Origin of the sequence: Caulobacter sp. CCUG 60055 (assembly GCF_022750545.1) — a bacterium.
GTDB lineage: Bacteria > Pseudomonadota > Alphaproteobacteria > Caulobacterales > Caulobacteraceae > PUIC01.
This window is the reverse complement of the sequence record NZ_PUIC01000020.1, coordinates 17,759-41,719: the sequence shown is the minus strand read 5'-3', so window position 1 is coordinate 41,719 and position 23,961 is coordinate 17,759. Positions and strand designations below refer to the sequence as shown.

The following is a 23,961-nucleotide window of genomic DNA, read 5'->3' as shown; positions in this document are numbered from 1 at the left end:
GGGGGGCCGTCCACATCTGCACCTCTATATCAACGGCGGCTCGCTGATGCTCAGCGACGGCTATCCCGAACAAGGCCATCCCGTGACGCCGCACCAGGGCTTCAGCCTGACCCTGCGCGTCGACCAGATCGACCGGCGGTTCAAGCAGGCCGTCGACGCCGGGGCCGAGGTGGTGATGCCGGTGGAGCTGATGTTCTGGGGCGAACGCTACGGCCAGCTGCGCGACCCCTTCGGCGTGCTGTGGGCGATGGTCTCGCCGGCCTGACCGCGCGACGCGGCCCGGCCGCCGGCGCATCTGCGTCGCGGCCGGGCGTTCCACCCCGGAGCCGCCATGACCAGAACCCCTTTCCCCAAGCCGCTCCCGGCCTGCGAGATCGAGGTCAGCCGCTTCATCGCCGCGCCGCGCGACCAGGTGTTCAAGGCCTGGATCGAGCCCGCCCGCCTGGCGGCGTGGTGGGGTCCGGCGGGCTTCAGCAGCACCGTCGCTGAACTGTCTCCCTGTCCCGGCGGCGCGCTGCGCCTGGTCATGCACGGGCCCGACGGGGTCGACCATCCGATGAGCGCCACCTTCCGCGAACTGGCCGCCCCGGAGCGTATCGCCTTCGTCGCCGTCGCCGGGGAAGAGGACGGCGGCCCGGTGCTGGAGGCCCTGACCATCGCCCTCTTCGCCGAGCGGGACGGCGGCGTCGAGGTTCGCGTGCACGCCCGCGCCGCCGGCCTCGCGCCGGGGGCGGACGCCAAACTGCAAGGCATGGAGATCGGCTGGACGCAGAGCCTGGCCCGTCTCGACGCGCTGTTCACCAAAGGAGACGCCGAATGAAACGCCTGTTCCCGGCCGCCATGGCCGTCGTCGCCCTTACGGCCTGCTCGCCGCAGAAGCCGGCCGCCGTCAAATCCGACCAGCCTTCGGCCACGACCGCGCCGGCCGCCCAGAGCGCGCCGGCCGCGGCCCAGACCAAGGCCCCGGCCGGCGCCTATACGCTCGACCCCGCCCACACCAGCGTCATCTTCCGCGTCGATCACCTGGGGCTGTCGCGCTACACCGGCCGCTTCACCAAGGTGGACGGCCGCCTGCAGTTCGATCCGGCCAAGCCGGAGACCATGGCGGTGAGCGTGACCATCGACCCGCGCTCGCTGCAGACCGACTACCCCGAGCCCAAGAAGCTCGATTTCGACGCCCAGGTGCAGCGGCAGTTCCTCGACGTCGCCCGCTTCGCCGACCTCGCCTTCCGCTCCACCAAGGTCGAGCCGACCGGACCGGCGACGGCGACGGTGACCGGCGATCTGACGCTGCACGGCGTGACCCGGCCGGTGACGCTGAACGCCAAGTTCAACGGCGGCTATCCGGCCGGCGGCATGGACCCGAGCGGCGCGCGCATCGGCTTCTCGGCGCACGGAACGTTCAAGCGCTCCGACTTCGGCATCGCCTTCGGCCTGCCCGCGCCGGGCACCACCATGGGCGTCGGCGACGCGATCGAGGTGGTGATCGAGACCGAGTTCACCCAGCCGGGCCCCGCCGCCCCGCCGCCCAAGGGATGAGGCCGCCGCCGCGGGCCGTCCGGGCGGCGGCTCGCGGCGCGCCCCCGCGCCGACCGGGTTCGCCGCCCCTAAATTCCGGCGGCGAATCCTGCGACATATGCGGCCGCCCCAGCGTTCAGGAGGTTGCGTGCAGCCGATCATTTCCATCGCCGGCCTTTCCAAGACCTACGCCGGCGGTTTCCAGGCGCTGAAGGGCGTCGACCTCGACATCCGCAAGGGCGAGATCTTCGCCCTGCTTGGTCCCAACGGCGCCGGCAAGACGACGCTGATCGGGGCGGTGTGCGGCATCGTCAACCCGACCGAGGGCGTCATCCTGGCCGACGGGGCCAACGTGGTCACCGACTACCGCGCCGCCCGCGCCAAGATCGGCCTGGTCCCGCAGGAGCTGACCACCGACGCCTTCGAAACGGTGTGGGCGACGGTCAGCTTCAGCCGCGGCCTGTTCGGCAAGGCGCCCAACCCGGCCCATGTCGAGAAGGTGCTGCGCGACCTGTCCCTGTGGGACAAGAAGGACAACAAGATCATGACGTTGTCCGGCGGCATGAAGCGCCGGGTGATGATCGCCAAGGCGCTGTCGCACGAGCCGGCCATCCTGTTCCTCGACGAGCCGACCGCCGGGGTCGACGTCGAACTGCGCCGCGACATGTGGGAGATGGTCCGCGCCCTGCGCGAGACCGGCGTCACCATCATCCTGACCACCCACTACATCGAAGAGGCCGAGGAGATGGCCGACCGCATCGGGGTGATCGACAAGGGCCGGCTGGTCCTGGTCGAGGACAAGGCCGTGCTGATGCGCAAGCTCGGCAAGAAGCAGTTGACCCTGCACCTGCAATCGCCGCTGGCCGCCGTGCCGGAGGGCCTGTCGGACTACGACCTCGAACTGGGGACCGACGGCGAGAGCCTGGTCTACACCTTCGACGCCCAGGGCGAGCGGACCGGCATCGGCGGATTGATGCGGCGGCTCAACGACCTCGGGATCGATTTCAAGGACCTCCAGACCAGCGAGAGCTCGCTGGAGGACATCTTCGTCAGCCTGGTGAGGGCGCGGCCATGAACCTCCACGCGATCCGCGCGATCTATCTGTTCGAGCTGGCGCGCACCTGGCGCACCCTGCTGCAGTCCATCGTATCGCCGGTGCTGTCGACCTCGCTCTATTTCGTGGTGTTCGGCTCGGCCATCGGCTCGCGCATGGCCCAGGTGGACGGCGTGTCCTACGCCGCCTTCATCGTACCGGGCCTGATCATGCTGTCGCTGCTGACCGAGAGCATCTCCAACGCCTCGTTCGGCATCTATTTTCCGCGTTTCACCGGCACCATCTACGAGATCCTCTCGGCGCCGATCTCGGCGATGGAGATCGTCGCCGGCTACGTCGGCGCCGCCGCCACCAAGTCGATAATCCTTGGACTGATCATTCTGATCACGGCGCGGCTGTTCGTGCCGTTCGAGATCGCCCATCCGCTGTGGATGGCCGCCTTCCTGGTGCTCACCGCCGTGACCTTCAGCCTGTTCGGCTTCATCATCGGCGTCTGGGCCGACGGCTTCGAGCGGCTGCAGATCGTGCCGATGCTGATCGTCACGCCGCTCACCTTCCTGGGCGGCAGCTTCTATTCGATCAGCATGCTGCCGCCGGTCTGGCGCCAGATCACCCTGTTCAACCCCGTCGTCTATCTGGTCAGCGGTTTCCGCTGGAGCTTCTACGGGGTGTCGGACGTCGGGGTCGGGGTCAGCCTGGGCATGACCGTGGCGTTCATGGCCGCGTGCCTGGCGGTGATCGCCTGGATCTTCAAGACGGGTTACCGGCTCAAGGCCTGAGGCCCGTCCTCCTCCAGCGCGCGGGCCTCGACGACATAGCGCAGCGGCCCGTGGACGCGGCCGTCCAGCGGCCAGCAGGTCGCCAGGACCAGATTGCGGCCCGGCGCGCGCGGATCGACGCCCGAGGCGTCCCAGCGGGCCACCCGCGCGCCCTCGACCCGGAAGCGGGCGATGCGGCCGTCGGCCCGCTCCACCCGGATCTCGTCGCCCGGCCGCACCTGGCCCAGGAAGGCGAAGTGGGTGTCGCGGTGGGCGGCGTAGACGGCGGTGCCCGCCTCGCCGGCCTGCGGCGTGCCGGTGACGTGGCCCGGCCCGAAGGCCAGGGCCTGGCCGCTGGCCCCGGCCAGCACCACCTCGCTGCGGCCGAGGCGCGGAACCTCGATGCGGGCGGCGGGCCAGGTGTCGGCCCAGGGCCAGGGCCGCACCGGCCGTCCATCGTGCACGGACTGGGCGAAGGCGCGGTCCAGCAGCACCTGGGCCAAGGCGGCCTTGGCGTAGATCCACGCCCCCTGGCCGCAGAGGATCAGCCCCGCGAGGGCCAGCGCGGCGCCGGCCAGCATCGGGAGGGGGAGCCGCCGCGCGGCGGCTCCCGTCGTGATCCGGCGGGGGCTCACGCCGCCCGCCTCCGCTGGGCGACCCAGGTCCCGCCGGCCACGGCCGCGCCGGCCGCCAGCCCGCCGAGCCCCAGCAGCATCAGCAGCGGCGCGTCGGTGGCGGTCTGCGGCAGGTCCACCCCCTCGACGCCCTGGCCGGCCTCGGCGCCGGCCGGCGGCCGCTGGGCGCCGTGGCGCACGCCGCCGAACAGGGCGTCGAAGTCCCAGCCCGCCGGCAGGTTCAGCGGCAGGTCGCTGCGGACCAGGGGCGTCCCGACCGGGCGCGAGGGGGTCTCGTCCACCGCCACCAGGCTGGTCTGGCTGGTGACCAGATGGTGGTCCAGGCCCAGGGCCAGGACGCGGGCGTCGGCCTCCTCGGCGGTGATGCGGCCCAGGCTGCGGGCGACCTCGGCGTCGGCGATCCGGCGGCGGGCCCACAGCTTGGAGATCCCCTCGCCCGGCGCGGCGTCCTGCAGCGGCAGCCGAGCTTCCCACGGCTTGCCGTCGACCATTCCGGCGACGCGCAACACGCCGCGCGTCGCTCCCACCTTGGCGGCGATCATCACCGGCTCGCCGCGATAGAGGTCGGGCAGCACGGCCGGGGCGAGGTCGGCGGAGGTCCCCTCGACCGTCGCGGTCAGGTTGGTGGCCGCCGGGCTCTCCAGCTTCTCGAACAGCTGGCGCATCTGGTTCTCCACCGCGTCGACCGAACCGATGTGGGTGTAGGTTCCCCGCCCGAGCTCGGCGGCGCGGGTCATCAGGAAGGTGTTGGGCGCCGAGCCGATGCCGGCCATGAACACCCGCGAGCGGCCGCGGCCGGCGGTGATGGCGTCGAACAGCTGCTGTTCGTTGCTGATCTCGCCGTCGGTCAGGAACACCACCTGGCGGACGTGGCTGGCGTCGTAGGGGCGCGGATCGGCCAGGGCCGCGCGCATGGCCGGGACCATCTCGGTGCCGCCGGCCGCGTCCAGCCCGGCGACGAACTTCTGGGCCTGGCCAAGGTGGGCGGCGTCGGCGGGAACCGAGTCGGGGAACAGCACGGTCAGGGTGTGGTCGAAGCGCACGACGTTGAAGCGGTCGCCCGGCTTCAGCCGCGACAGGCCGTAGGCGAGCCCGGCCTTGGCCTGGCGGATCGAGGTCCCGCCCATCGAGCCGGAATTGTCGATGACGAAGACGATCTCGCGCGGGACGGGCGGTCCCTTGCGGGGCGCGATCGGCGGCGTCACCTGGGCCAGCACGTAGTCGCCGCCGGCGACATGCTCGCGGAACAGGCCGACCGTCGGGGCGGACGACGGGGCCGCCCGCCAGATCAGCTCGAAGTCGCGGTCGGCGGGAACCTCGCCGCCGACCAGGCTGACGATCTTGCCGCCGGCCGGGTCGTTGCGCGTCGAGACGGCGTGGTTGCGGCTGGACAGGCCCGTCAGGGCGAAGCCCGGGCGCAGGCGCACGGTGATCGACACCGGATTGACCGGACGATGGCGGCGCGGGTCGAGCAGCGGGGCGCGGCCCTCGGCCGAGGGCGCGCCGCCCGCCCGGGTGTAGCGCGGCGCGGCGACCAGGGGGACGCGCAGGCTGTATTCGCCGTCCGACAGGGCGACGGGGGCTTGGTATTCGATCTGCACTACCACGGTCTCGCCCGGACCGATGTTGGCGACCGAGTTGGTGAACAGGTTCGGGCGGTCCTGCTCGACCAGGCCGGCGACGCGGCCCTCGGCCTTGGCGCGCTCGTAGAGGGCCTTGGCGTCGGCCTTCTTCTTGACCTCGCCGACGATCACCCGGTCGCCAACCGTCATCTTCAGCGTGTCGACGCCGCCGTCCTCCGGCAGCGGATAGACGTAGACCGCCTCGACCCAGTGGTCCGAGACGTTGCGGAAGGCCTGGGTGACGCGGGTGCGGACGGTCATGCCGCTGACCGTCATGTCGACGTCGGTGCCGAGGCGCACGGCCTCGACATAGTCGCCGCCCTTGGCGCGCAGCAGCAGCGAGCCCGAGGTCATGCGGGCCGGGTCGGCCGCCCAGGCGCGCCCGTAGAGGGCCAAGACGGCGAACAGGGCGGCCAGCATCGCCAGGGCGATCACGCCGCCGCGGTCGGGGCGGAACGTCGCCTGAAGCGGGCGGGAAGCGGCCGGGCGAAGCAGCCGGGCGGCGGTCGGAAGGGACATGACGATCTCCATCATCCCGAGGAAGAGGGATCTCCCTTGTCTTCACACGCGGCCGCCGGGACGAGCCTCAAGTTCCGCCTTGTTCCGGCCGCCGCCGCCGCGTTCGGCCGCCGTCGCCTTGCCGCCGCCCGGCCTGTCCGGCTATGTGAGGATTTGTGCGGATTTGTCGGGAGCCGACTGCATGGGGCTGAGCGCCGAAGTCGATCTTTCCACCGAACAGAGCCAGGCCATCGCCGCCCGCGTGCGCGAGGAGCTGGCCCGTCGCCGCATCTCGCGCCAGCAGCTGGCCGACGACGCCAGGATCAGCATCTCGACCCTGGAGAAGGCCCTGGCCGGGCGCCGTCCGTTCACCCTGGCGACCACCGTGCGGCTGGAGGAGGCCCTAGGCGCGGCCCTGCGGCCCAGGACGGCGCCTGCGGGGGCGCCGCCGGCCCTGGGCCTCGCGCCCGAGGCGCTGGGAGCCTATTCCCGCCCGGCGGTCGCCTGGCTGGAAGGCGACTACCTGACCCTGCGGCCGTCGTTCGAGACGCCCGAGGCGGTCTACGCCTACCGCACCGAGATCCTGTGGGACGAGGCCTCGTCCAGCCTGACCTTCCGCGAGGCCGCCCGGCTGGACGCCGCCTTCACCCAGAAGGGCGCGGTGTCGCTGTCGAACCAGTCGGGCCACATCTATCTGGTCACCAACGAGCAGGGGCAGTTCCGGCTGGCCATCCTCGGCCGGCCGACCATAGACGGCGAGATGTACGGCCTGCTGACCACTCTGCACGCCGGCGTCGGCAGCCAGCTGACCCCCGCCGCCGCGCCCATCGCCCTGGTTCCCCTGCGCCGCGCGCCGGACGCCGTCTTCGGCCGCATCGCCCCGGGCGAGCCCCGGCACGCGGCCTATCGCGCCGCCCTGACCCGCGTCGCCGGCCAGGGCTTCGCCCGGATGTTCGCCGGCTGAAGCCCGGCCTTCAGTCGGCCAGGTCGAACTTCGGCCGGCCGCCGACGCCGACGGCGCCGCGCAGCTGGTCGGCGTCCATCAGCTTGCCGTCCATCATCACCACCCGCGTGTGCCGCAGGTCGCCGATGGTCCGCGACGGGTCGCCCTCGACCAGCACCAGGTCGGCGTCCTTGCCCACCGCGATCGAGCCGGTGCGCCCGCCGACGCCGACCAGCCGGGCGGGAACGATGGTCGCCGCCTCCAGCGCCTCGGCCGGGGTGAAGCCCGCCTCGACATAGAGCTCCAGCTCGCGCACCAGCTCCAGGCCCGAGCCGTCGGTGCCGGCCACCACCGGCGCGCCGGCCTTGTGCAGGCGGCCGACCAGCTCGACCAGCTTGCGGAAGCTGGCCCGGTAGTCGGCGCGGGTGACGCCGGCCGGCGGGGCGAAGCCGCCCTGGCGGAAGCCGCGCTCCACCGCCGCCGGCAGCGTGCCGACGAACGGCGCGTAGGACGGCGACATGTCGCCGTTCTCGGGCATGTACAGGCCCTCGACCACCACCAGGGTCGGGTCGACCGCGATCTTGCGCGCCGCCATCTTGGCGATCAGCGACTTCATCGGCTCGGCGTCGAGGTCGACGTCCTTGAAGTAGCGGCCGACGCCCTCGAAGCGCTGCATGCCGTTGGAATGGGCCACCACATCGTCCGGCATGGCCTGCATGGCCACGAAGTAGATGTGGGTGATCTCGTCATAGCCGGCGTCGACGGCCTGGTCGGTGCGCATGCCGGCCGGCAGGTGGCCGTGGACGTGCAGGCCGAGCCTGTGCGCCTCGGCCGCGGCCGGCGCCACCCAGTCGGGATTGAAGGTGCCGTAGAACTTGACCCCGGTCTGGCCCTTGGCCTTGGCCTCGTCGACCGCCTTGACCGCCTCGTCGCGGGAGGTGACCACGTTGGCCACCTGGGCGGTGTTGGGGCCTTTCCCGTCGATCAGCGACGAGGCGTAGACGTGCGGCGACAACAGCTCGCCGGCGGCGCGGCGCTGGCGCCGGGCGATGGTCAGGGCGTCGTTGTTGCCCGGGTCGCGCACCGAGGTGACGCCGAGCGACAGCTCCGAGGGGCCGGTGTAGTCGTCGCCCACATGCATGTGGCTGTCCCACAGGCCCGGCGTCAGGGTGCGGCCCGCGCCCTCGATCACCTTGGCCCCGGCCGGGACCTTGACCTGGGCCGCCGGTCCGACGGCGACGATCTTGCCGCCGTCGACCACCACCGTCTGGTGCTCGGCGAAGCGGCCGCCGTCGAGGAAGGCGCGCACGTCGACGAAGGCGACCGGCCCCGCCGGCGTGGTCGCCAGCCGGCGCGCCAGCACCGGCGACTGCCGGGCCATGGCGTCGTCCTGGGCCTTCTCCAGCAGCGGCTGAGCGCTCTCGTAGCCGGCGCGGATGGTGCTGAGGCCGCCGATGTTGGCGAACACCTTGCCCTTGTCGTCGGTCCAGACGGCGAACGGCGTGCCGACGATCCCGGTGATGGTCCAGGCCGTCACATGCAGGGCCGAGGCGCCCTGGCCCACGGTCGCCTCGGTCAGCTTCTCGGCCCGGCCCTTGCCGCCGGGCAGCAGGGCGACCTCGCGGCCGGTGGCGATCATCCGCTCCACCGGCAAGTCGCCCGCCCGGATGCTGTTGCCGGCCGCCAGATAGAAGGCGGGGCTGTCGTAGCGGGCCGAGCCGGCGTCGAACGGCGACTTCCAGCTGGCCTGGCCCTTGTCGACGCGGAAGGTCTCGCCGACGTCGCCGTTGGGGCTCGACCCGCGCAGGCGGTAGTCGGCGATGGCGCCGTCCGGGCCCAGGCGGATGGTCTCGTCCTCCTCCCAGGCCTGGCCGCGCAGCAGCAGGCTGAGCCGGCCCATCAGCGCGCCGTCCGGCGCGGTCCAGTAGCGCGACTGGCCGTGCTGGCCGGCGCTGGACATGATGGTGAACACCTGGGCGTCGGGCGGCGGCTTGGCCAGTTCGGCGGCCGGGGTCTGGGCGACCGCCATCGGGGCGACGGCGACCGCCGCCGACATCAGGACGAACGCGGCGACGGCGAGCTTGGGCATGACCTTCCCCCTCGGAACGGAGGCTTCACGCTAATCGGCCGCCGGTTCAACCGCAACGATCATTGCGCCGCCGCGGCGGCGGCGATCTCGGCGTGCAGGCGCCCGGCCTCGGCGGCCATCTCGGCGCGGAAGTCCTCGCGCGACCACAGCCTGTAATCCCCCGCCGCATAGGCCTCGCCGTTGCGGCGGTAGAGGAAGGCGTTCATGCGGTTGGCGAAGGTGTTGTCGCGGGTCTTGGCCGCCTTGGCCGGCGCGCCCATGACGATCGAGAACGGCGGGATCACCGTGCCCTCGGTCAGGAAGGCGCCGCCCGCGACGATCGACCCGCGGCCGATCACGCAGCCGTCCATGATCGTCGCCCCGATCCCGACCAGCACGTCGTCCTCGATGACGCAGCCGTGCAGGGTGCAATGGTGGGTGATCGAGCAGTTGCGGCCGATGGTCGTTCCGGTTCGCGAGCCGACGTGGATCATCACGAAGTCCTGGATGTTGCTGTTCTCGCCGATGACCACGGCGTCGCTCTCGGCCCGCGCCACGACGTTGCACCAGATCGAGGCGCCGGCGCCGATCTCGACCGCCCCGAACAGCCGCGCCGACGGATCGATCCACGTCGCGCCCAGGTCGCGCACGTCGGGGCCCAGGAAGGCCTTCGGTTGGCTCATCGTCTTCGCTTCCGCTTACCGGCTTATGGGGACGGCCAACCTAGCCAGCCCGGCGGGGCGTTGAAAGACGCGGCCGAACCGGCTATGCAGGCCGGGCATCAAGAGTTGGGCCCGGCCCAACGCCAACCTGCCTTCCCGGGCAAGGTGGCGGTCTCTCCAGAGACGATGCGGCCGATGATCGGCAACGAAACGGGACGGACCTGCGCCCTTTCGTCAACTCGTTCGACATGGAGCGCATGACCATGCCGCAATCCGCCCTTCGCCCCGTCCCGGACCTCCCCGGCCATCGCTCGGCCGACGACGAGATCGAGCAGGCCTTCCCCGGCTCGGTCCTCACCCATGTGCTGGAGGTCGTCACCCGCGACCGGCTGGCCGTGGCCATCGCCGCGCTGGAGCTGATCGGCGAGGCCGGCGGACGGCTGGAGGCCCTGCACCTGGCCCGCCGGGGCGACAGCCACGACCACCGCCTGAAGGTGGTGGGCCTGCGCCCCCGCCAGGCCCGCGCCCTGTGCGACCGGCTGGCCGCCCTGCCCGGCGTCGACCGCGCCGCCGTCGAACACCAGATCCTGCAATCCTGACGCCGGCCGTGTTCAGGCCTCCACGCCGGTGCGCCGACGGGCGCGGGCGGCCAGGAAGAAGCAGAGCACGGCGCCCAGCGCCGCAGGCGTGACGCACAGCGTCAGGGCCTGGCCCAGGGCGTGCGGGTCGCCGAACACCTTGTCGGCCAGGACGCCGGCGGCCGTGGTGCCGACGCCCAGGCCCATCATGATGTTGCCGAAGGCGATCAGCGAGATGCTGAGCCCGCGCAGGGTGTTGGGGACGATCTCCTGGACCGCCGCGACGCCGGCTATGGCGGTCATCGACGAGAACAGCGACCACAGGCTGATCAGGGCCAGCAGCGACCAGGGCGCGCCGGTCGCCCAGACCAGGGACCAGGGCGCGGCGATCACCGCCAGCCCCACGGCCAGGCTGGCGCGGGCGGACGGCCCCCGCCTCTGGGCGAACCAGTCGCTGAGGAAGCCGCCGCCGACCGCGCCGGCCACGCCGGTGACGGCCAGGATGATCCCCAGCCAGGCCCCGATCTGGCCCGGCGCCATGCCGTAGTTGCGCGACAGCAGCGACGGCGCCCAGGCGACCAGGGCGAAGTCGCCCACCGACATCAGGGCGCAGCCCAGGACCAACGGCGCCAACGATTTGCGGTAGCGGCGGAGCTGGCCGAACGCCGAGCCCGAGATCGCCGCGCCCGAGCCGTCGGCGCCGCGCCGTTCGGGCTCGCGCACCAGGGACAGCATGACCAGCATGGGCGCGCCCGACAGGCTGAGCAGCACCAGCGCGATCCGCCATGGCGCGAGGCCGCCCAGCAGCGGCAGGCCGGCGAAGGCGCCGGTGGCGGCGACGGTCAGGATCACCCCGCCGATGGCGATGGCCGCCCCGCCGCCGACCACCATGCCCATCATGAAGGTCCCGGTGGCCAGGCCCCGCCGCCGCGGCGCGAAGAGGTCGCCGATCATCGACACCGCCGCCGGAGCCAGGGCGGCCTCGCCGATCCCGACCACGAAGCGCCCGGCGAACATCATCCAGAACGAATCGGACAGGCCGCACAGCAGCGTGCCGAGGCTCCAGATGACCACGCCGCTCAGGATCACCGTGCGCCGCGCCACGAGGTCGGCCAGCCGGCCGAAGGGCAGGCCCGCCACCGAATAGACCAGGGCGAAGGCGACGCCCTGCAGCAGGCCGATCTGGGTGTCGGTGATCTTCAGGTCGGCGCGGATCGGGTCGACCAGCAGGCTGAGGATCTGGCGATCCGTATACGAAAGGATGGCGGCGACGCAGAAGATGGCCACCGCCGTCCAGCCGCGCGCCGGCGACGGCCAGGGGGCCTCCCCCTGGCCCGCGGCCGCCCCTGCTTCGCCCCGATCGGCGGACGACGGACTGATGATCACTGCCATGGCTCCATGACTTGGCCGTCGCGGACTGGCGCCGCCGCGGGCGGATGAACAGGCGCGCGCCGGTTAGAAGGTCGCCTGCAGCGTCACCCCGACGGTGCGGGGCTGCACCGTGATGAAGCGTTCCGGACCGACGAGGCCGCCGGCTATGGACAGCACCCGGCCGTCGCCGTCCAGCAGGTTGCGCGCGAACAGCGACACCTCCAGCGGCCGCCCCGGCACGCGCACGCCCGCCTGCAGGTTGACGATGTGGTAGTCGCCGTAGCGCCGGCTGTTGACCCCGTTGGTGTCGAAGTTGGTGTTCATGCTGCTGACGTAGCTGTAGTCGAGGCGGACATAGGAGTCGTCCTCCTTAAACCACGTCAGAGCCTGCCGGGCCCCGGCGCTGACCTGATACTTGGCCACGCCGGGCACGCGGTCGCCCTTCTTCCACGGCGTGAACGGCACGTCCTCGGTCAGCGTCGAGTCGGTGAAGCCGAGGTTGCCGTAGACCTCCAGGGTCTTGGTGAAGGCGTAGCGGGCCTCGATCTCCGTCCCCAGGCTGCGGGCCGTGCCGGCGTTGGTGCGGAACGAGAACGAGCAGGAGGGCAGGTTGAGCGTGGTCTGGATGTTGCTCCAGTCGATCAGATAGGCGCTGGCGTTCAGGGTCAGCCGGCGGTCCATCAGCTGGTTCTTCGAGCCGATCTCGTAGTTCCACACCGAGTCCGACCCGAAGCTGCCGGCGGCGTTGGTGCGGCCCAGCCGCTCGAGGTCGGCGCGGCACAGGTCGACGGGCACGGTGGTGTTGACCCCGCCCAGCCGGAAGCCCTTGGCCACCTGCAGATAGATCAGGTTGTCCTTGGTCGCCGCCAGCGAGAGGTTGAACTTGGGAGTGAAGCCGCTCTCGGAGAAGTTCCCCCGGCCGCTGTCGGCGCCGCCGTTCAACAGGCCCGAGGAATAGGTGCGATAGGCCTCGTTGAAATCGAAGTAGCGCAGGCCGGCGGTGGCGGTGAGCTTGTCCGTCAGCTTGTAGGACACTTCGCCGAACAGCGACTTCTGCTTCTGGTGGATATCCTGCACGCCATAGAAGGCCTGATCGGCGTGCTGCGCACCCAGCCCCGTCGAGGACGTCCCGGTGAAGGCGTCGATGCCGGCCACGTCGGCCGCCTGGGTGTAGTCGCGCTTGCGGTCCTGGTAGAAGGCTCCGACGACGTAGTTCAGCCGCCCGTCGCCGGACGAGGTGATGCGGAACTCCTGCGAGAAGTCCTCGATGGCGGTGGTATCGACCAGCGGCGCGGTCGAGTTGAAGCCGAAGGCGGTGTTGAGCAGGAACTCCAGCGAATTGCGGTTGGTGTTCCGCTTCTTCATGTACGAGGTCGACGAGGTCACCCCCGCCCAGCCCAGGTCGTAGTCCAGGGTGGCGTTGAAGATGTTGATCCGGTCGGTCAGGCCGTCGAAGCCGCGGGTCAGCCGGTGGTAGGGCGAGGTCTGTTCCGAGCGCCCGCCCGTCTCCAGGTCGTGGATCATGTAGCTGAAGTTGGCGCGGAGGTTCTCGCCGATCCGCGCGCCCAGCTCGACCCGCGCCCCGGTGGTCTCGGCGTCGTTGATGTTGTGCTGGCCGGTCAGGTCGTTGTCGATGTAGCCGCTGGTGTAGGTGCGGTAGGCGATGGCGCGCAGGGCCAGGCCGTCCTCGGCCAGCGGGATGTTGACCATGCCCTTGACGCCGGAGTTGGTACCGCCGTGCTCGGTCTGCGACAGCGTGGCCTCGGCCGATCCCTCGAAGCTGCCGAACCTGGGCTTGTTGGTGATGATGCGGATGGTGCCGCCCATCGAGCCGGAGCCGTAGAGCGTGCCCTGCGGCCCGCGCAGCACTTCGATGCGCGAGATGTCGTAGAGGCCGAGGTCGGGGTTGAACCCGTTCACCGAGATCGGCGTCTCGTCGATATAGACGCCGACGGTCTCCTTGTTCTGCGGCTCGTCGTTGCGGACGCCGCCGGTGGTGATCCCGCGCAGGGCCAGGGTGGAAAGGCCCGGCCCCTGCGACACCATCGACAGGCTGGGCACCGAGGCCATCACGTCGGCGAAGCCGTTCTTGCCGGTCTCGGCGATGTCGCTCCCCGAAACGGCGGCGATCGAGGCCGACACGTCCTGCAGCCGTTCGGCGCGCTTCTGGGCCGTGACCACGATGGTCTCGACCTCGGCCGTCGCCGGCGGCGGGGCGGTCTGCGCCGCCGCCGGGGCGGCGATGAGCGCGCAGCCGAGCACGAGGCCGCTGGTCGCGAAGAGCCTGCTGTTCAGCCTTGTCATTTGAATTCCTCCCGAGAGTTTTTTTGTTGTTTCAGCCCCACAGGTCGCCGGCGAACCGATGCAGGCGCCGTCCGTCGTGGACGACCCGCGCGTCGGCGGGGTCCTTGACGATCAGGGGCACGTCGAGGTCGACGATTTCGCAGAGGGTGGCCACGACATAGGCCGGGGCGATGGCCACCCCCGAGCCCATCATGCAGCCGACCATCAGCCGCATGCCGCGCGCCTCGGCGGCGCGGGCCAGGGCCAGGGCCTCGGTCAGGCCGCCGGTCTTGTCGAGCTTGATGTTGACGTAGTCGTAGCGGCCGGCCAGCCGGTCGAGGTCGGCGCGGGTGTGGCAGGATTCATCCGCACACAGAGGGATGGCCTTGTTGTAGCCGTCGAGGACGGCGTCCTGGCCCCGGGGCAGCGGCTGTTCGATCATGAACACGCCCAGCTCGGCCAGGCGCGGGGCCAGCGCGTTCAGGCGCTCCAGGGTCCAGCCGCCGTTGACGTCGACGAACAGCGCCGTCTGCGGCAGGGTCTCGCGGACCGCGCGGGCGCAGGCCAGGTCGTCCTCGCCGCCGAGCTTCAGCTTGATCATCCCCGCGTCGCGGCAGGCGGCGGCGATGCGGGCGGTCTCTTCCGGGGTCTCGATGCCGATGGAGATGTCCGCCGGGACGCTGTCGACCGGGCGCAGGCCCGTCAGGTCCCAGACCGAGCTTTCCGAACGCTTGGCCTCGTAGTCCCACAGCGCGCAGTCCAGCGCGTTGCGCGCGGCCCCGGCCGGCATGGCGGCCTGCAGGCGCTCGCGGTTGATCTCGCCGCGCTCGATGCGCGGCGCCATGGCGGCGATGTCGCTCAGGACCGATTCCGGCGTCTGGTCGAAGATCTGCATCGGGCAGCATTCGCCCAGGCCGCGGACGCCGCCGCTTTCGATCTCGACCCCGACGACGTCCATGCCCGAGATGGCGCCGAACGAAACGCGGAACGGGCGCTGCAGCCCGATATGCCGCCGCTCGACTGAAACCTTCATGACGCCATCCCCTCGCACGCTTTTCTTTGCATTTATCGCAAAGAAAATTTGCAATTCAAGCAAAATATGGAGGATGCGAAACAGGCTCGCCGGATGATGGAGCCGAGGGCGGGGTTCCGGCCGGGGCCCTGGCGACGACGCCTGGGGGCCGGCGCGGCGGTGCGCGCGCGCGGCCTTAAGGCCGCTTCGAACGCTGGGACAGGGCCGCCCAGCTTTCCGGGGTGAAGGCCTGCGCCTCGAAGGCGTCCGAGCCGTGGCGGCCGCCATGATGATAGGCCACGAACAGCTCGGCGGCGCGGCCGTTGATCGCCACCACGCTGTGCCAGACGCTGCCGTCCATGTGCAGGGAATCGCCCGTCTCAAGGATGATCGGCGAGCGGCCCTCGATATAGGCGAGGATCTCGCCCGTCACCAGATAGAGCACCTTCTCCCCCGGATGGCGGACGAACTCCGAGTCCCAGATGCTGATCGGCTGCAGCTGGAAATACAGGCAGTCCAGCGCGCGCGGCTCGTTGCGGTCGAACATGTAGTGGACCGCCGCGTCGCCGAACCGGTCGACCTCGCGCCCCCGCGCCCGGTCGACCGACACGCTCCCCGGCGTCGCCACCGGCGACGGCGAGGCCTTGCGGGGGGCCAGGTCATCTTCGGCGGCGAGCGTCAGCAGGGTCTCCGGCGTGACCTCCAGGGCCTTGGCCAGCGTGCGCACCTTCTCGACGGTCAGGCCGAGGCGGGTGTTCTCGATGCGCGACAGGGACGACACCGGAATGCCGGTGAGGCCCGAGAGCTGCTCCAGGGTGAGCTTGCGGCTCTTGCGGATCTGGCGCACGCGGGCCCCGACGGACTCCGCGGGCGCTTCCTGGTCGAGGTTGGCGGTGGTTCGGCTCATGCGCTCCACTATCTCTGCGCGTCCTCCCTGACCAGATGCAGATCGTGGAAGTTGAACGACGGGTCGGTGCGCGGCGACACCGCCTGCATGCTGATGGCGACGATGCGCCCCTGTTCGTCCTGCCGGAAGTTGGCGTAGGCGTCGGCGTTCAGGCCGCGGTCGCGCCAGGCGGCGACGAACAGGTCGCCGTCGACGTGGTTCAACGGGCCGGTGAGCGACTTCGAACCCAGGTCCATGACCAGGGCGCCGTTGTCGACGCGCACCTCGACCTCGCCGAACCAGGGGTCGCGGTAGCGGCCGACATAGCTGGCCGGCGGCAGGGCGGCCCGCGCGGCGGAGCCGGCGCGGGGAGCGGCCTTGACGTCGGTGACGGTCTTGGCCGCCTGGGCGACCGCCTGCAGCTCGCCCGCGCCCATCTTGGGGATGAAGTCCTGCGGATGGTCGCTGAACGCCAGGTTGGCCAGGCGCATGGCGATGGCGCTGGAGGCGCGGGTGCTCTTGTTGCTCATCACCATCACCCCGAAGCCCGAGCCGGGGAAGATGCTGATCTGGCTGACCATGCCGGGCAGGCCGCCGCCGTGCTGGGCCTCGCGCCGGCCGTAGCTGTCCTGCAGGAACCAGCCCAGGCCGTAGGCCGAGAAGCTGGCGCCGGCGTACTGGGCCGCCGCCGGATTGGTCGGGGTCGGGGTGACCGGGCGGAACAGCTCCTCGGCCCGGGCCTTGTCCAGCTTCACCGCCGAGGGCGCGCCGAGGTTGAAGGCCATCCACTTGGCCATGCCCTGGGCGTTGCAGAAGATGCCGCCGGCCGGGACGGTCACCTGGGGCAGCGGGAAGTCCACCGCCTCCAGCTTGCCGTCGGCGTAGTCGTGCGCCACGGCCTTGGGCGCGTCCTTGCCCAGCCGCAGCTGGTCGGCGACGCAGCCCGACATGTCGAGCGGCTTCAGGATGCGGGCGGTGACGAAGTCCTGCCAGGACTGTCCCGAGACCCGCTCGACCAGATCGCCGGCGACGATGTAGAGCAGGTTGTCATAGGCGTAGGTGGTGCGGAAGCTGGTGGCGGCCGGCAGGTTGGCCAGGGCCTGGTACACCTGTTTGCGGTTGGCCTTGCTGTCGGTCAGGATGATCAGGTCGCCGGCGTAGGGCCCAAGGCCCGAGCGGTGGGTGACCAGGTCGCGGATGGTGAACTCCCGCGTCACCCACGGGTCGGCCATGCGGAACTCCGGGATGTGCTTGATCACCGGGTCGTTCCAGTCGAGCTTGCCCTCCTGGGCCAGCATGGCGATGGCGATGGTGGTGAAGGCCTTGCTGATCGAGCCGATGCCGAACAGCGTGTCGGCGTCGACCGGGGGCGAGCCCGCCCCGTCCCTCGTCCCGTAGCCCTTCAGATAGGGCGCCTGGCCCGGCTGGATCACCGCCACGGCGACGCCGGGCACGTCGAACGCCTTGCGGGCGGATTCCACCACCTCGTCGATCTGCCGGGCGCTCAGCGTCGCCGGCCCCGCCGCGCCGGCCCCGCCGGCCGCCGCCAGGGCGCAGACCCCGCCCATCAGGGCCGCGACGATCCCCCTCATTCGCACCTTCATGACGTCCTCCCGTTTTCTTGTCGGCGCATAGGGAGGTAAATTTGCAAAAATTGCAACATCACGACGCCGTCGATCGATCCCGACGGCCGCCGCGCGGCCTCAGAGCCGTTCGACGAGCGCGTCGCGCACGCGCTGGACCTTGGCGTTCAGGTCGATGATCTCGGCGACGGTGAGGCCCGAGCGTTCGAGCAGGGCCTCGGTCAGGCAGCCGGTGCGCGCCTGCAGAGCCGCGCCCGCCGCGGTGAGCCGCGCCCGCACCTGCCGCTCGTCGGCGGGGTTGCGCTCGCGCGTCACCAAGCCCGCCTGCTCCAGCCGCTTCACCAGCGGCGTGACCGTGCTAGGCTCCAGGTCCAGCCGCTCGGCGATCCCGCCGATCGTCTGGCCGTCGGCTTCCCAAAGCACGCTCAGCACCAGGTATTGGGGATAGGTCAGCCCGAGTTCGTCCAGCATGGGCTTGTAGGTCCGGTTGATGGCCAGCGTCGTCCCGTACAGGGTGAAGCAGAGCTGGCCGTCCAGGGGCACGGTGTCAGTCGCTTTCATCGTTCGTCTCGCGGTGTCATTCTCACAAAAATAGATATCGCGATAAATTTCTGTTTGACAAGGCGCCCGGTATGGCGCATCCATAATTTATCGCGATAAACATTATCGCAGAATCAAACGAAAGGAACGTCCCATGACCAAGCTCCGCTCTTTCCTGGCTCCCCTCGCCGGCCTGCTGATCGCCGGCGGCGCGCCCCTGGCCGCCCCCGCGGCCGCCCATGCCGCGCCCGCCCAAACTCGCCCCGGCGCGGTGAAGAACATCGTCCTGGTCCATGGCGGCTTCGTCGACGGCTCCGGCTGGGCCGGCGTCCACAAGATCCTGACCGCCGACGGCTACAAGGTGACGATCGTCCAGAACCCCACCGCCTCGCTCGCCGACGACGTGGCGGTCACCCGCCGCGCCCTGGCCGCCCAGGACGGCCCGGCGATCCTGGTCGGCCACTCCTACGGCGGCGTGGTGATCAGCGAAGCCGGCGGCGACCCCAAGGTGAAGGGCCTCGTCTATGTGACGGCCTTCGCGCCCGACACGGGTGAATCGGTGTCCTCGCTGATCGCCAACCCGCCCCCCGGCGCGCCGGTCCCGCCGACCCTGCCGCCGCAGGACGGCTACCTCTTCCTCGACAAGGCCAAGTTCGCGGCGTCCTTCGCCGCCGACGTCGACCCGGCCGAGGCGGCGTTCATGGCCGACTCCCAGGTTCCGTGGGGCGTCACCGCCCTGCAGGGCGCGGTCACGGCCCCGGCCTGGAAGGCCAAGCCGGTCTGGTACCTGGTCGCCAAGGACGACCGCATGATCCCGCCGCCGGCCCAGCGCGCCATGGCCGCCCGGGCCAAGGCCAAGGTCGTCGAGGTCGCCGGCAGCCACGCCGTCTATGTCTCGCGGCCCGACGCCGTCGCCAAGCTGATCGAGGAAGCGGCCGAGGCCGCCGGCAAGCCGGCGAACTGACCTCCGCCCGCCCCGACCCAGCGCCCGCGGCCGCTCCCCAGGGACCGGCCGCGGGCGTCCGTCTGTTTGCGGCGACGCGCGTCGCGCAAGGTCGCCGCAGGCCTAGGCGAGCTCGCGAACGCCCAAACCTAGAGCCGTTCGCGCAAGCTTGATCTGCATGGGCGTGACCATCGACACCTCGTGCTTGAATCACCGCGCTACACCCAGGTGCGGCCGGAGCGAGGCGCCTATTGCCGCGCACGCTGCATCCAATCCTCCCCGACCAACGGCGAAGCGAATTTCCGCCGCTCGGACTCTAACTACCCCCGTAAGCGGACGCCTGGCCCGACGCCGGCCATCGGATCGGCGTCCAGAAAAACCACGCCCGCTTCTTCGAGCGCGCGACGGACGGCCTGAATGTTGGCCGCCGAACTACGCTCGGCCCCGACCTCTCCCTCCATACGGCGGATCGTCTGGAGGGATACGCTGGAAGCCTTGGCAAGCTCGGCGCCCGTCCAATCGACAAGGGCCCTTCCGGCCCGGATTTGCGCGCCCGTCAGCATGGATTAAACTTTTTGAGCCACATGGATCTTTTTGATTGACGCGAGGTATGGGTGAGATAGGGTCACGATAACCGCTGAATCAGAGACTACGCCATGGGTTCGCACCGAAGGGCGAGCGACAACGCATGCCTGCCCGCCCCCTCGCGCCGGGACATCCTCGGCGTCGCGGCGTCCGCTCCGGCGGCGGCTGCAACGAGCGGGACTTTCCGCATCGCGCCCACCGACGACCTTGTCGCCCGCTGCGCCGAATGGCTTTCGCTGGACCTGCGGATCAACCGCCTGAGCCTGCGCTGGTCGGCGCTGGAGACGCGGGCCGCCCGCGAGTTCGACTGGTTCAAGCTGAGCCTCGCCCAGCGCCGCGCCCTGCCCCTGGGCGTCGAGATGTTCGAGATCGACGCGCGCCTGGACCGGCTGTCGGAGGAGCGCGTGCGGCGGTTCGAAGCCCTGGCCGCGCTGGAAGCGCGCGATCTCGACGGCGCGGCCGGCAAGCTCGCCGTCGCCGCCCGCGTGCTCGAGGACGAAGGCGGCCCCGCCTATCGGCTGGTCGCCGACGCCGCGCGCGTGCTGGCCGCCCGGCGCCGACCATCCGGGGCGTGACGGATCGGCCCGCCCCGCCGGGCCCGGCGCCCGGAGCCGCGATCAGGCGATCCGGAACGAGCGCCCAGACCCGCGAAGCCCGGCCGGAGCGTCCCGGCTAGTGTCGGGGCTCGCCGACGCCGTTCGCGGAACGGCTTCCATCGCTCGGCGCGTCGGGCGTCCAGCGGCGCATGGGCAGATCGAGCGAGCTGCCGTCGCCGCCGCCGCGGTGAACGAGAAACGTCTCCGGACCGGCGGCCGGATACCGGCGGAACATGCTGCTGTCCGCGCCCGCGATGGCGACGCGCAGCCGATGTCCCTTCCGGATCAGCGCCGCCGTCGGGGACAGGCTGAACTTCACCTGCATCACCTTTCCCGGCGTGACGGGCAGAGCGTCGGCGCGCGCGAAGCTATGAGGCGCCAATCCCTGGTCGTAGGGCAGGCTTGCGGGGTCCGCGAGCTTGCGGTGAAGGGCGCGAAGTTGGCCTTCGGTGAGGTAGGTGACCCGACCATCCGGCGCGACGTCCTCGAGATAGACGAAGATCGCGGGGTCGTTCGAGCTGCTCGCCAGCCTGAGATCGATGACCGGATTGCCCACCAGCTCCATGTCCTCGGTCATGGCGGGGCCGGTATAGACCAGGAGCTTGGCGTCGGCCCCGCGTCGGTCGGCATAGGCCGCCGGCGGTCCGCCTTGAGCCGTCCACCGCGTGGTCCCCCCGGTCGAAGCCGTGAAATCGACCTCGTAGCGATCGACGCCCGCGGGGGCGTCGGCGGCCTGGGTCAGGGACGCGTCCGCGGCGAGATGCAACCGAACCGTGGCGGCGTCGGCCGGCGGCCAAACGGCGGTTCGCCGCATGACCCCGGCGCCCATGACGTAGTAGTTGATCGTCCGCTCGATCTTGGCGCCCCCGAGGACGCGAGCCTGGAAGTCCGCCTGGCTCTTCAACTGCTCGTCGACGCTTGGGAAGGGCGCCGACCGGGCCAGGTCGAAGGGATCGCTATTCTTCCTCTGTCCGTGATCGTGGGCCGTGATCCAGACTTCCGCCGGCGCCTCGGGCGCTGAACGGAACCGGGCGAGGGCCGCCTCGGCGGTTCCCCCGTCCATCCAGGACCCCCAGTACTGCACGGGCTTCCGCTCCCGGCGAATGCCGGCCAGGGCCGACGCCGGCGACGACGCGAACATGGTGTAGCCGTTGCGGCCGGGCTCGTCGCGGAAGGTGACGCCGGCATAGTCTTCAGGACCCCAGTGCTTTCCGCGCTGGGCGAGGGCCTGGCGCAAAAGCTTGTAGTCTTCGTCGCCGTCGACCGGCTGCAGGGTCGGGAACATCTTCGCGCAGTCGCCCACGCGCGCCAGGCAATCGAGCTGGGCGTCGGGGTCCCGGCCCAGATCGTCCTGGCGGGCGCCCTCCGACCAGGCGTTGAGAAACGCGTCGTTGGCGACGCCGCCCGGAAAGAACAGGCCGAGATAGGCGTCGAAGTCGGTTTCACGCGGCACGCCCGCGACGAGGCCGGGCGCGGGGCGGCTGGTGGCGAAGTCGGCCGTGTCCGCCAGGTACGAAAAGCCCCAGGAGATCACCTTGCCGTTGGACCAGGGGCGCGAGGCCAGGTGCGCGATGATCTCGTCGGCGTCGCGCACCTCGTCGGGGCCGATATCCACCGGCCGGCCGCCGAACGAGGCGGTGGAGCCGCGGGTGTCCACGACCGCGATCACATACCCGGCCTTCAGCCAGAAATCGCGCTGCGCGCCCGGCCCGGGCCCGACCCCCTTGGCGCGGCCGTACCGGGTCTGGGCGAACATCACCGGCGCGGGTTTGGCGGGCGCGACCCCGTCGGGAAAATAGAGGCTGACGGCCAGCCGCACGCCGTCGCGCATCGTCAGATAGTAGGATTGATCGCTCCAGCCCCTGGGCTTCGCGGCGGCCTTGGCTTGGGGCGGGGCTTGGAGCTGGGATTGGGCCTCGACCGGGGACAGCGCGATGGACGACATCATCGCACCCAGGGCCGCGCCAAGGACCCAAGCGTTCTTACTCATGGTGGAACCCCGAATTGGCGGCAGCCCGGTCAGGCCGAAGCTGACGTAAATGAATATGAATTCATGCTCACTTTATTCCGAGCACCGACCTTGTCAATCGCGGGCGCCTCGCGGGCCCGACCTCTCGTTTTCGAAGGCCGACAGGTCGTCGAGCAGGGACGCCGTCGCCGCATCGATCAGCCTGCGCCCAAGCTCGGGCGTCGCCAAGCCGGGATCGGAGCCGACGCGGCCGTCCGCGAACCGGCTGCGAAAATCTGCCGCATCGTGGATTGGGCCCACGGGCGCGATCCGGGGAGCGTAGCTGACGGCCTTGATCGAGGCCGGATAGGCCGCCTGCGTTATTGCGATCTCCGACGGCGTGGCGTGGTGGCCATGGCCCACGGGGAACATCATCTCCGCCAGGTCGCCGACGCCAGGAAGGTCCCACCAGTTGCGAAGTTTCAGCAGAACCTGCGAGGACGAACCCGCGAACGAGGCGTCCGCATAGAATTCCGAAAAGGCGGCCTCGATCGAGGCGATGTTCCCGCCATGCCCATTGAGGAAGTAGAGGCGCCGGAAGCCGTGGCGCGCCAGTGAGCGCGACCAGTCGCAGATCGCCGCCTGGAAGGTCGACGGCCGCAGCGAGATCGTCCCGGCGAAGCCCAGATGATGCTGGGCCATTCCGATGTTGAAGGTCGGCGCGACTAGGGCGTTTCCAGCCGTGGCGGCGGCGTGCGCGATGATCTCGGGGCAAAGCCAGTCGGTTCCCAGCAGGCCGGTCGGGCCATGCTGCTCGCAGGACCCGATGGGGATGACGATGGTCTGCGACGAGCGCAGAACGGCTTCAATTTCGGACCAGGTGGAGAAAGCCAGCAGCATTGTTCACTCCGAAAGCGGTTGAGCGCCGGGCCGCGGCGCCTAGGGTTCCAGTTCGACGGAGTAGGACAGGGCGAAATCGACGAACTTCATCGCGGCGGCGGGGTCCGACGCCTTGAAGCGGACGGATCGGGCACCGGTGCGCTCGACCATCGGCAGCCATGAGAGGATCTCGGCGGGCCGGTAGGCATGGAAGGTCAGGTCGATCGTCACGGGCCCCTTGGCCTTGGGCGCCGCGCGGGTCGGGATGGCCGCCACCGCCCGGGCCGCCGCGGCGCGGATCAGGGCCTGGCCCTGTTGCGGCGTCAGGGTCTCCGTCGCCTGGTACCCGGCGGCGCGCTTGACCGTCACCGTTTCCGCGCCGCCCAGCGCGGGACGCAGTTCGTCCATGGCCGCGTCGTCGCCGCTCGCCAGGATGATCGGGACGCCGAACTGCGCCGCGATGGCCGCATTGACCAGGCCTTCCGAGGCGGGAGCTCCGTTCAGCCTGACCTCCGACAGCCTGGCGCTGGAGAAGGTGTGGGCGCGGACGCCCGTCAGGCTGGAGGCGCTGGCGTGATAGCCGATGAGCATGGCGCCGTCGAACCGGCCCCGCTCGACGCCTTCCATCATCCCGAGAGGCCGTGGGCCGCCGCGCACCACGACGACATCGGCGGGCAAGTCCTCGATGAGAAGGTTCTGCATGTCGCCATGCCCATCGGCGACCACGAAGTCGGTGGCGCCCGCCGCCCGCGCGCCGGCGATCGCCGCGAGGACCTCATCGGTCATGAACTTCCGGAAGCGCTGGTACTCGGCGCCGGCCGAAGATAGCTGGCCGGGTCCCACCACCCCGGTCACGCCCTCCATGTCGACGGAGACGAACACCCTGTAGCCGTCCTTGGCCGAGGCGGCGTTCGCGGGCGCGAGCAGCAGCGCCAGGAGGCAGGCGGTCCGAGCGACGTTTTTGGGAATGCCCATGATGCAGCGGGTCCTGGAGGTGAG

Annotated in this window: 23 protein-coding genes and 1 riboswitch; of the genes, 9 read left to right on the top strand and 14 right to left on the bottom strand. The window is 70.7% G+C overall.

What is annotated here, in order from left to right; all coding sequences use genetic code 11:
- The 5 genes from C5708_RS19260 to C5708_RS19240 form a co-directional block, all read left to right on the top strand.
- Positions 1-265: glyoxalase/bleomycin resistance/extradiol dioxygenase family protein (locus tag C5708_RS19260; protein ID WP_242923622.1), on the top strand; the 265-nt coding region annotated here is incomplete at its 5' end.
- A gap of 66 nt (positions 266-331) precedes the next feature.
- Complete coding sequence (locus tag C5708_RS19255; protein ID WP_242923621.1) at positions 332-820, top strand: SRPBCC domain-containing protein; 489 nt, start codon at positions 332-334, stop codon at positions 818-820.
- On the top strand, positions 817-1,539 hold the full coding sequence (locus tag C5708_RS19250) for a YceI family protein (protein ID WP_242923620.1): 723 nt from the start codon (positions 817-819) through the stop codon (positions 1,537-1,539). Before C5708_RS19255 ends, C5708_RS19250 begins: the two co-directional genes overlap by 4 nt.
- 127 nt (positions 1,540-1,666) lie before the next feature.
- Positions 1,667-2,593, top strand: a complete 927-nt coding sequence (locus tag C5708_RS19245) for an ABC transporter ATP-binding protein (protein WP_242923619.1) — start codon at positions 1,667-1,669, stop codon at positions 2,591-2,593.
- Positions 2,590-3,351: an ABC transporter permease gene (locus C5708_RS19240; RefSeq protein ID WP_242923618.1), complete on the top strand. Its 762-nt coding sequence runs from the start codon at positions 2,590-2,592 to the stop codon at positions 3,349-3,351. The genes C5708_RS19245 and C5708_RS19240 overlap by 4 nt, the downstream gene beginning before the upstream one ends.
- Here the strand turns inward: C5708_RS19240 and C5708_RS19235 are convergent.
- On the bottom strand, positions 3,333-3,911 hold the full coding sequence (locus C5708_RS19235; RefSeq protein ID WP_242923617.1) for a class GN sortase: 579 nt from the start codon (positions 3,909-3,911) through the stop codon (positions 3,333-3,335). The genes C5708_RS19240 and C5708_RS19235 overlap by 19 nt on opposite strands.
- Before the next feature lie 50 nt (positions 3,912-3,961).
- The gene (locus C5708_RS19230) at positions 3,962-6,106 is read right to left on the bottom strand and encodes a marine proteobacterial sortase target protein (protein ID WP_242923616.1); all 2,145 of its coding nucleotides are present in this window, start codon (positions 6,104-6,106) and stop codon (positions 3,962-3,964) included.
- 181 nt (positions 6,107-6,287) lie between these two features.
- Between C5708_RS19230 and C5708_RS19225 the strand changes: the two genes are divergently transcribed.
- Positions 6,288-7,049, top strand: coding sequence for a helix-turn-helix transcriptional regulator (locus tag C5708_RS19225; protein WP_242923615.1), 762 nt, complete (start codon positions 6,288-6,290; stop codon positions 7,047-7,049).
- A 10-nt stretch (positions 7,050-7,059) separates the two neighbouring features.
- Here C5708_RS19225 and C5708_RS19220 read toward each other — a convergent pair whose 3' ends face one another.
- Both C5708_RS19220 and C5708_RS19215 read right to left on the bottom strand, forming a co-directional pair.
- On the bottom strand, positions 7,060-9,117 hold the full coding sequence (locus tag C5708_RS19220) for an amidohydrolase family protein (protein WP_242923614.1): 2,058 nt from the start codon (positions 9,115-9,117) through the stop codon (positions 7,060-7,062).
- Positions 9,118-9,176: 59 nt separating this feature from the next.
- Positions 9,177-9,779, bottom strand: a complete 603-nt coding sequence (locus C5708_RS19215; RefSeq protein WP_242923613.1) for a gamma carbonic anhydrase family protein — start codon at positions 9,777-9,779, stop codon at positions 9,177-9,179.
- 90 nt (positions 9,780-9,869) lie between these two features.
- Positions 9,870-9,978: riboswitch (SAM-I-IV-variant riboswitch) on the top strand.
- A 43-nt stretch (positions 9,979-10,021) separates the two neighbouring features.
- Here C5708_RS19215 and C5708_RS19210 point away from each other — a divergent pair.
- Positions 10,022-10,357, top strand: a complete 336-nt coding sequence (locus C5708_RS19210) for a hypothetical protein (protein WP_242923611.1) — start codon at positions 10,022-10,024, stop codon at positions 10,355-10,357.
- Positions 10,358-10,369: 12 nt separating this feature from the next.
- On the opposite strand, the gene C5708_RS19205 is transcribed toward C5708_RS19210, so the two are convergent.
- From C5708_RS19205 to C5708_RS19180, 6 genes are all read right to left on the bottom strand, one after another.
- A complete protein-coding gene (locus tag C5708_RS19205; RefSeq protein WP_242923610.1) occupies positions 10,370-11,728 on the bottom strand; it encodes an MFS transporter in 1,359 nt (452 codons plus the stop codon).
- Between the two features lie 63 nt (positions 11,729-11,791).
- Positions 11,792-14,011, bottom strand: coding sequence for a TonB-dependent receptor (locus C5708_RS19200; protein ID WP_242923608.1), 2,220 nt, complete (start codon positions 14,009-14,011; stop codon positions 11,792-11,794).
- A gap of 31 nt (positions 14,012-14,042) precedes the next feature.
- On the bottom strand, positions 14,043-15,023 hold the full coding sequence (locus C5708_RS19195; protein WP_242923607.1) for a dipeptide epimerase: 981 nt from the start codon (positions 15,021-15,023) through the stop codon (positions 14,043-14,045).
- A gap of 175 nt (positions 15,024-15,198) precedes the next feature.
- Positions 15,199-15,909 carry an XRE family transcriptional regulator gene (locus C5708_RS19190; RefSeq protein ID WP_242923605.1) on the bottom strand — a complete coding sequence of 237 codons (711 nt, stop codon included), beginning with the start codon at positions 15,907-15,909 and terminating at the stop codon, positions 15,199-15,201.
- 8 nt (positions 15,910-15,917) lie between these two features.
- On the bottom strand, positions 15,918-17,492 hold the full coding sequence (locus C5708_RS19185; RefSeq protein ID WP_242923604.1) for a serine hydrolase: 1,575 nt from the start codon (positions 17,490-17,492) through the stop codon (positions 15,918-15,920).
- Positions 17,493-17,591: 99 nt separating this feature from the next.
- On the bottom strand, positions 17,592-18,032 hold the full coding sequence (locus C5708_RS19180) for a MarR family transcriptional regulator (protein WP_242923603.1): 441 nt from the start codon (positions 18,030-18,032) through the stop codon (positions 17,592-17,594).
- Between the two features lie 133 nt (positions 18,033-18,165).
- On the opposite strand from C5708_RS19180, the gene C5708_RS19175 reads away from it, so the two are divergent.
- Positions 18,166-18,975 (top strand): alpha/beta hydrolase, encoded by an 810-nt coding sequence (locus C5708_RS19175; protein ID WP_242923602.1) that lies wholly within the window; start codon positions 18,166-18,168, stop codon positions 18,973-18,975.
- Between the two features lie 299 nt (positions 18,976-19,274).
- On the opposite strand, the gene C5708_RS19170 is transcribed toward C5708_RS19175, so the two are convergent.
- The gene (locus C5708_RS19170) at positions 19,275-19,517 is read right to left on the bottom strand and encodes a transcriptional regulator (RefSeq protein ID WP_242923601.1); all 243 of its coding nucleotides are present in this window, start codon (positions 19,515-19,517) and stop codon (positions 19,275-19,277) included.
- 93 nt (positions 19,518-19,610) lie between these two features.
- Between C5708_RS19170 and C5708_RS19165 the strand changes: the two genes are divergently transcribed.
- The gene (locus C5708_RS19165; protein ID WP_242923600.1) at positions 19,611-20,114 is read left to right on the top strand and encodes a hypothetical protein; all 504 of its coding nucleotides are present in this window, start codon (positions 19,611-19,613) and stop codon (positions 20,112-20,114) included.
- A gap of 97 nt (positions 20,115-20,211) precedes the next feature.
- On the opposite strand, the gene C5708_RS19160 is transcribed toward C5708_RS19165, so the two are convergent.
- From C5708_RS19160 to C5708_RS19150, 3 genes are all read right to left on the bottom strand, one after another.
- Positions 20,212-22,125: a CocE/NonD family hydrolase gene (locus tag C5708_RS19160; protein WP_242923599.1), complete on the bottom strand. Its 1,914-nt coding sequence runs from the start codon at positions 22,123-22,125 to the stop codon at positions 20,212-20,214.
- Between the two features lie 93 nt (positions 22,126-22,218).
- Entirely contained in the window at positions 22,219-22,983 is a 765-nt protein-coding gene (locus C5708_RS19155) for a creatininase family protein (RefSeq protein WP_242923598.1), read from the bottom strand.
- 39 nt (positions 22,984-23,022) lie between these two features.
- The gene (locus C5708_RS19150; RefSeq protein ID WP_242923597.1) at positions 23,023-23,937 is read right to left on the bottom strand and encodes a M55 family metallopeptidase; all 915 of its coding nucleotides are present in this window, start codon (positions 23,935-23,937) and stop codon (positions 23,023-23,025) included.
- Between the last annotated feature and the right edge of the window lie 24 nt (positions 23,938-23,961).

Bases quoted from the DNA above. Each gene is read 5' to 3' on its own strand.
- C5708_RS19255 (WP_242923621.1), top strand. From the start codon at position 332: ATGACCAGAACCCCTTTCCCCAAGCCGCTCCCGGCCTGCGAGATCGAG.
- C5708_RS19250 (WP_242923620.1), top strand. From the start codon at position 817: ATGAAACGCCTGTTCCCGGCCGCCATGGCCGTCGTCGCCCTTACGGCC.
- C5708_RS19240 (WP_242923618.1), top strand. From the start codon at position 2,590: ATGAACCTCCACGCGATCCGCGCGATCTATCTGTTCGAGCTGGCGCGC.
- C5708_RS19235 (WP_242923617.1), bottom strand. From the start codon at position 3,911: ATGCTGGCCGGCGCCGCGCTGGCCCTCGCGGGGCTGATCCTCTGCGGC.
- C5708_RS19230 (WP_242923616.1), bottom strand. From the start codon at position 6,106: ATGTCCCTTCCGACCGCCGCCCGGCTGCTTCGCCCGGCCGCTTCCCGC.
- C5708_RS19225 (WP_242923615.1), top strand. From the start codon at position 6,288: ATGGGGCTGAGCGCCGAAGTCGATCTTTCCACCGAACAGAGCCAGGCC.
- C5708_RS19220 (WP_242923614.1), bottom strand. From the start codon at position 9,117: ATGCCCAAGCTCGCCGTCGCCGCGTTCGTCCTGATGTCGGCGGCGGTC.
- C5708_RS19215 (WP_242923613.1), bottom strand. From the start codon at position 9,779: ATGAGCCAACCGAAGGCCTTCCTGGGCCCCGACGTGCGCGACCTGGGC.
- C5708_RS19210 (WP_242923611.1), top strand. From the start codon at position 10,022: ATGCCGCAATCCGCCCTTCGCCCCGTCCCGGACCTCCCCGGCCATCGC.
- C5708_RS19205 (WP_242923610.1), bottom strand. From the start codon at position 11,728: ATGGCAGTGATCATCAGTCCGTCGTCCGCCGATCGGGGCGAAGCAGGG.
- C5708_RS19200 (WP_242923608.1), bottom strand. From the start codon at position 14,011: ATGACAAGGCTGAACAGCAGGCTCTTCGCGACCAGCGGCCTCGTGCTC.
- C5708_RS19195 (WP_242923607.1), bottom strand. From the start codon at position 15,023: ATGAAGGTTTCAGTCGAGCGGCGGCATATCGGGCTGCAGCGCCCGTTC.
- C5708_RS19190 (WP_242923605.1), bottom strand. From the start codon at position 15,909: ATGAGCCGAACCACCGCCAACCTCGACCAGGAAGCGCCCGCGGAGTCC.
- C5708_RS19185 (WP_242923604.1), bottom strand. From the start codon at position 17,492: ATGAAGGTGCGAATGAGGGGGATCGTCGCGGCCCTGATGGGCGGGGTC.
- C5708_RS19180 (WP_242923603.1), bottom strand. From the start codon at position 18,032: ATGAAAGCGACTGACACCGTGCCCCTGGACGGCCAGCTCTGCTTCACC.
- C5708_RS19175 (WP_242923602.1), top strand. From the start codon at position 18,166: ATGACCAAGCTCCGCTCTTTCCTGGCTCCCCTCGCCGGCCTGCTGATC.
- C5708_RS19170 (WP_242923601.1), bottom strand. From the start codon at position 19,517: ATGCTGACGGGCGCGCAAATCCGGGCCGGAAGGGCCCTTGTCGATTGG.
- C5708_RS19165 (WP_242923600.1), top strand. From the start codon at position 19,611: ATGGGTTCGCACCGAAGGGCGAGCGACAACGCATGCCTGCCCGCCCCC.
- C5708_RS19160 (WP_242923599.1), bottom strand. From the start codon at position 22,125: ATGAGTAAGAACGCTTGGGTCCTTGGCGCGGCCCTGGGTGCGATGATG.
- C5708_RS19155 (WP_242923598.1), bottom strand. From the start codon at position 22,983: ATGCTGCTGGCTTTCTCCACCTGGTCCGAAATTGAAGCCGTTCTGCGC.
- C5708_RS19150 (WP_242923597.1), bottom strand. From the start codon at position 23,937: ATGGGCATTCCCAAAAACGTCGCTCGGACCGCCTGCCTCCTGGCGCTG.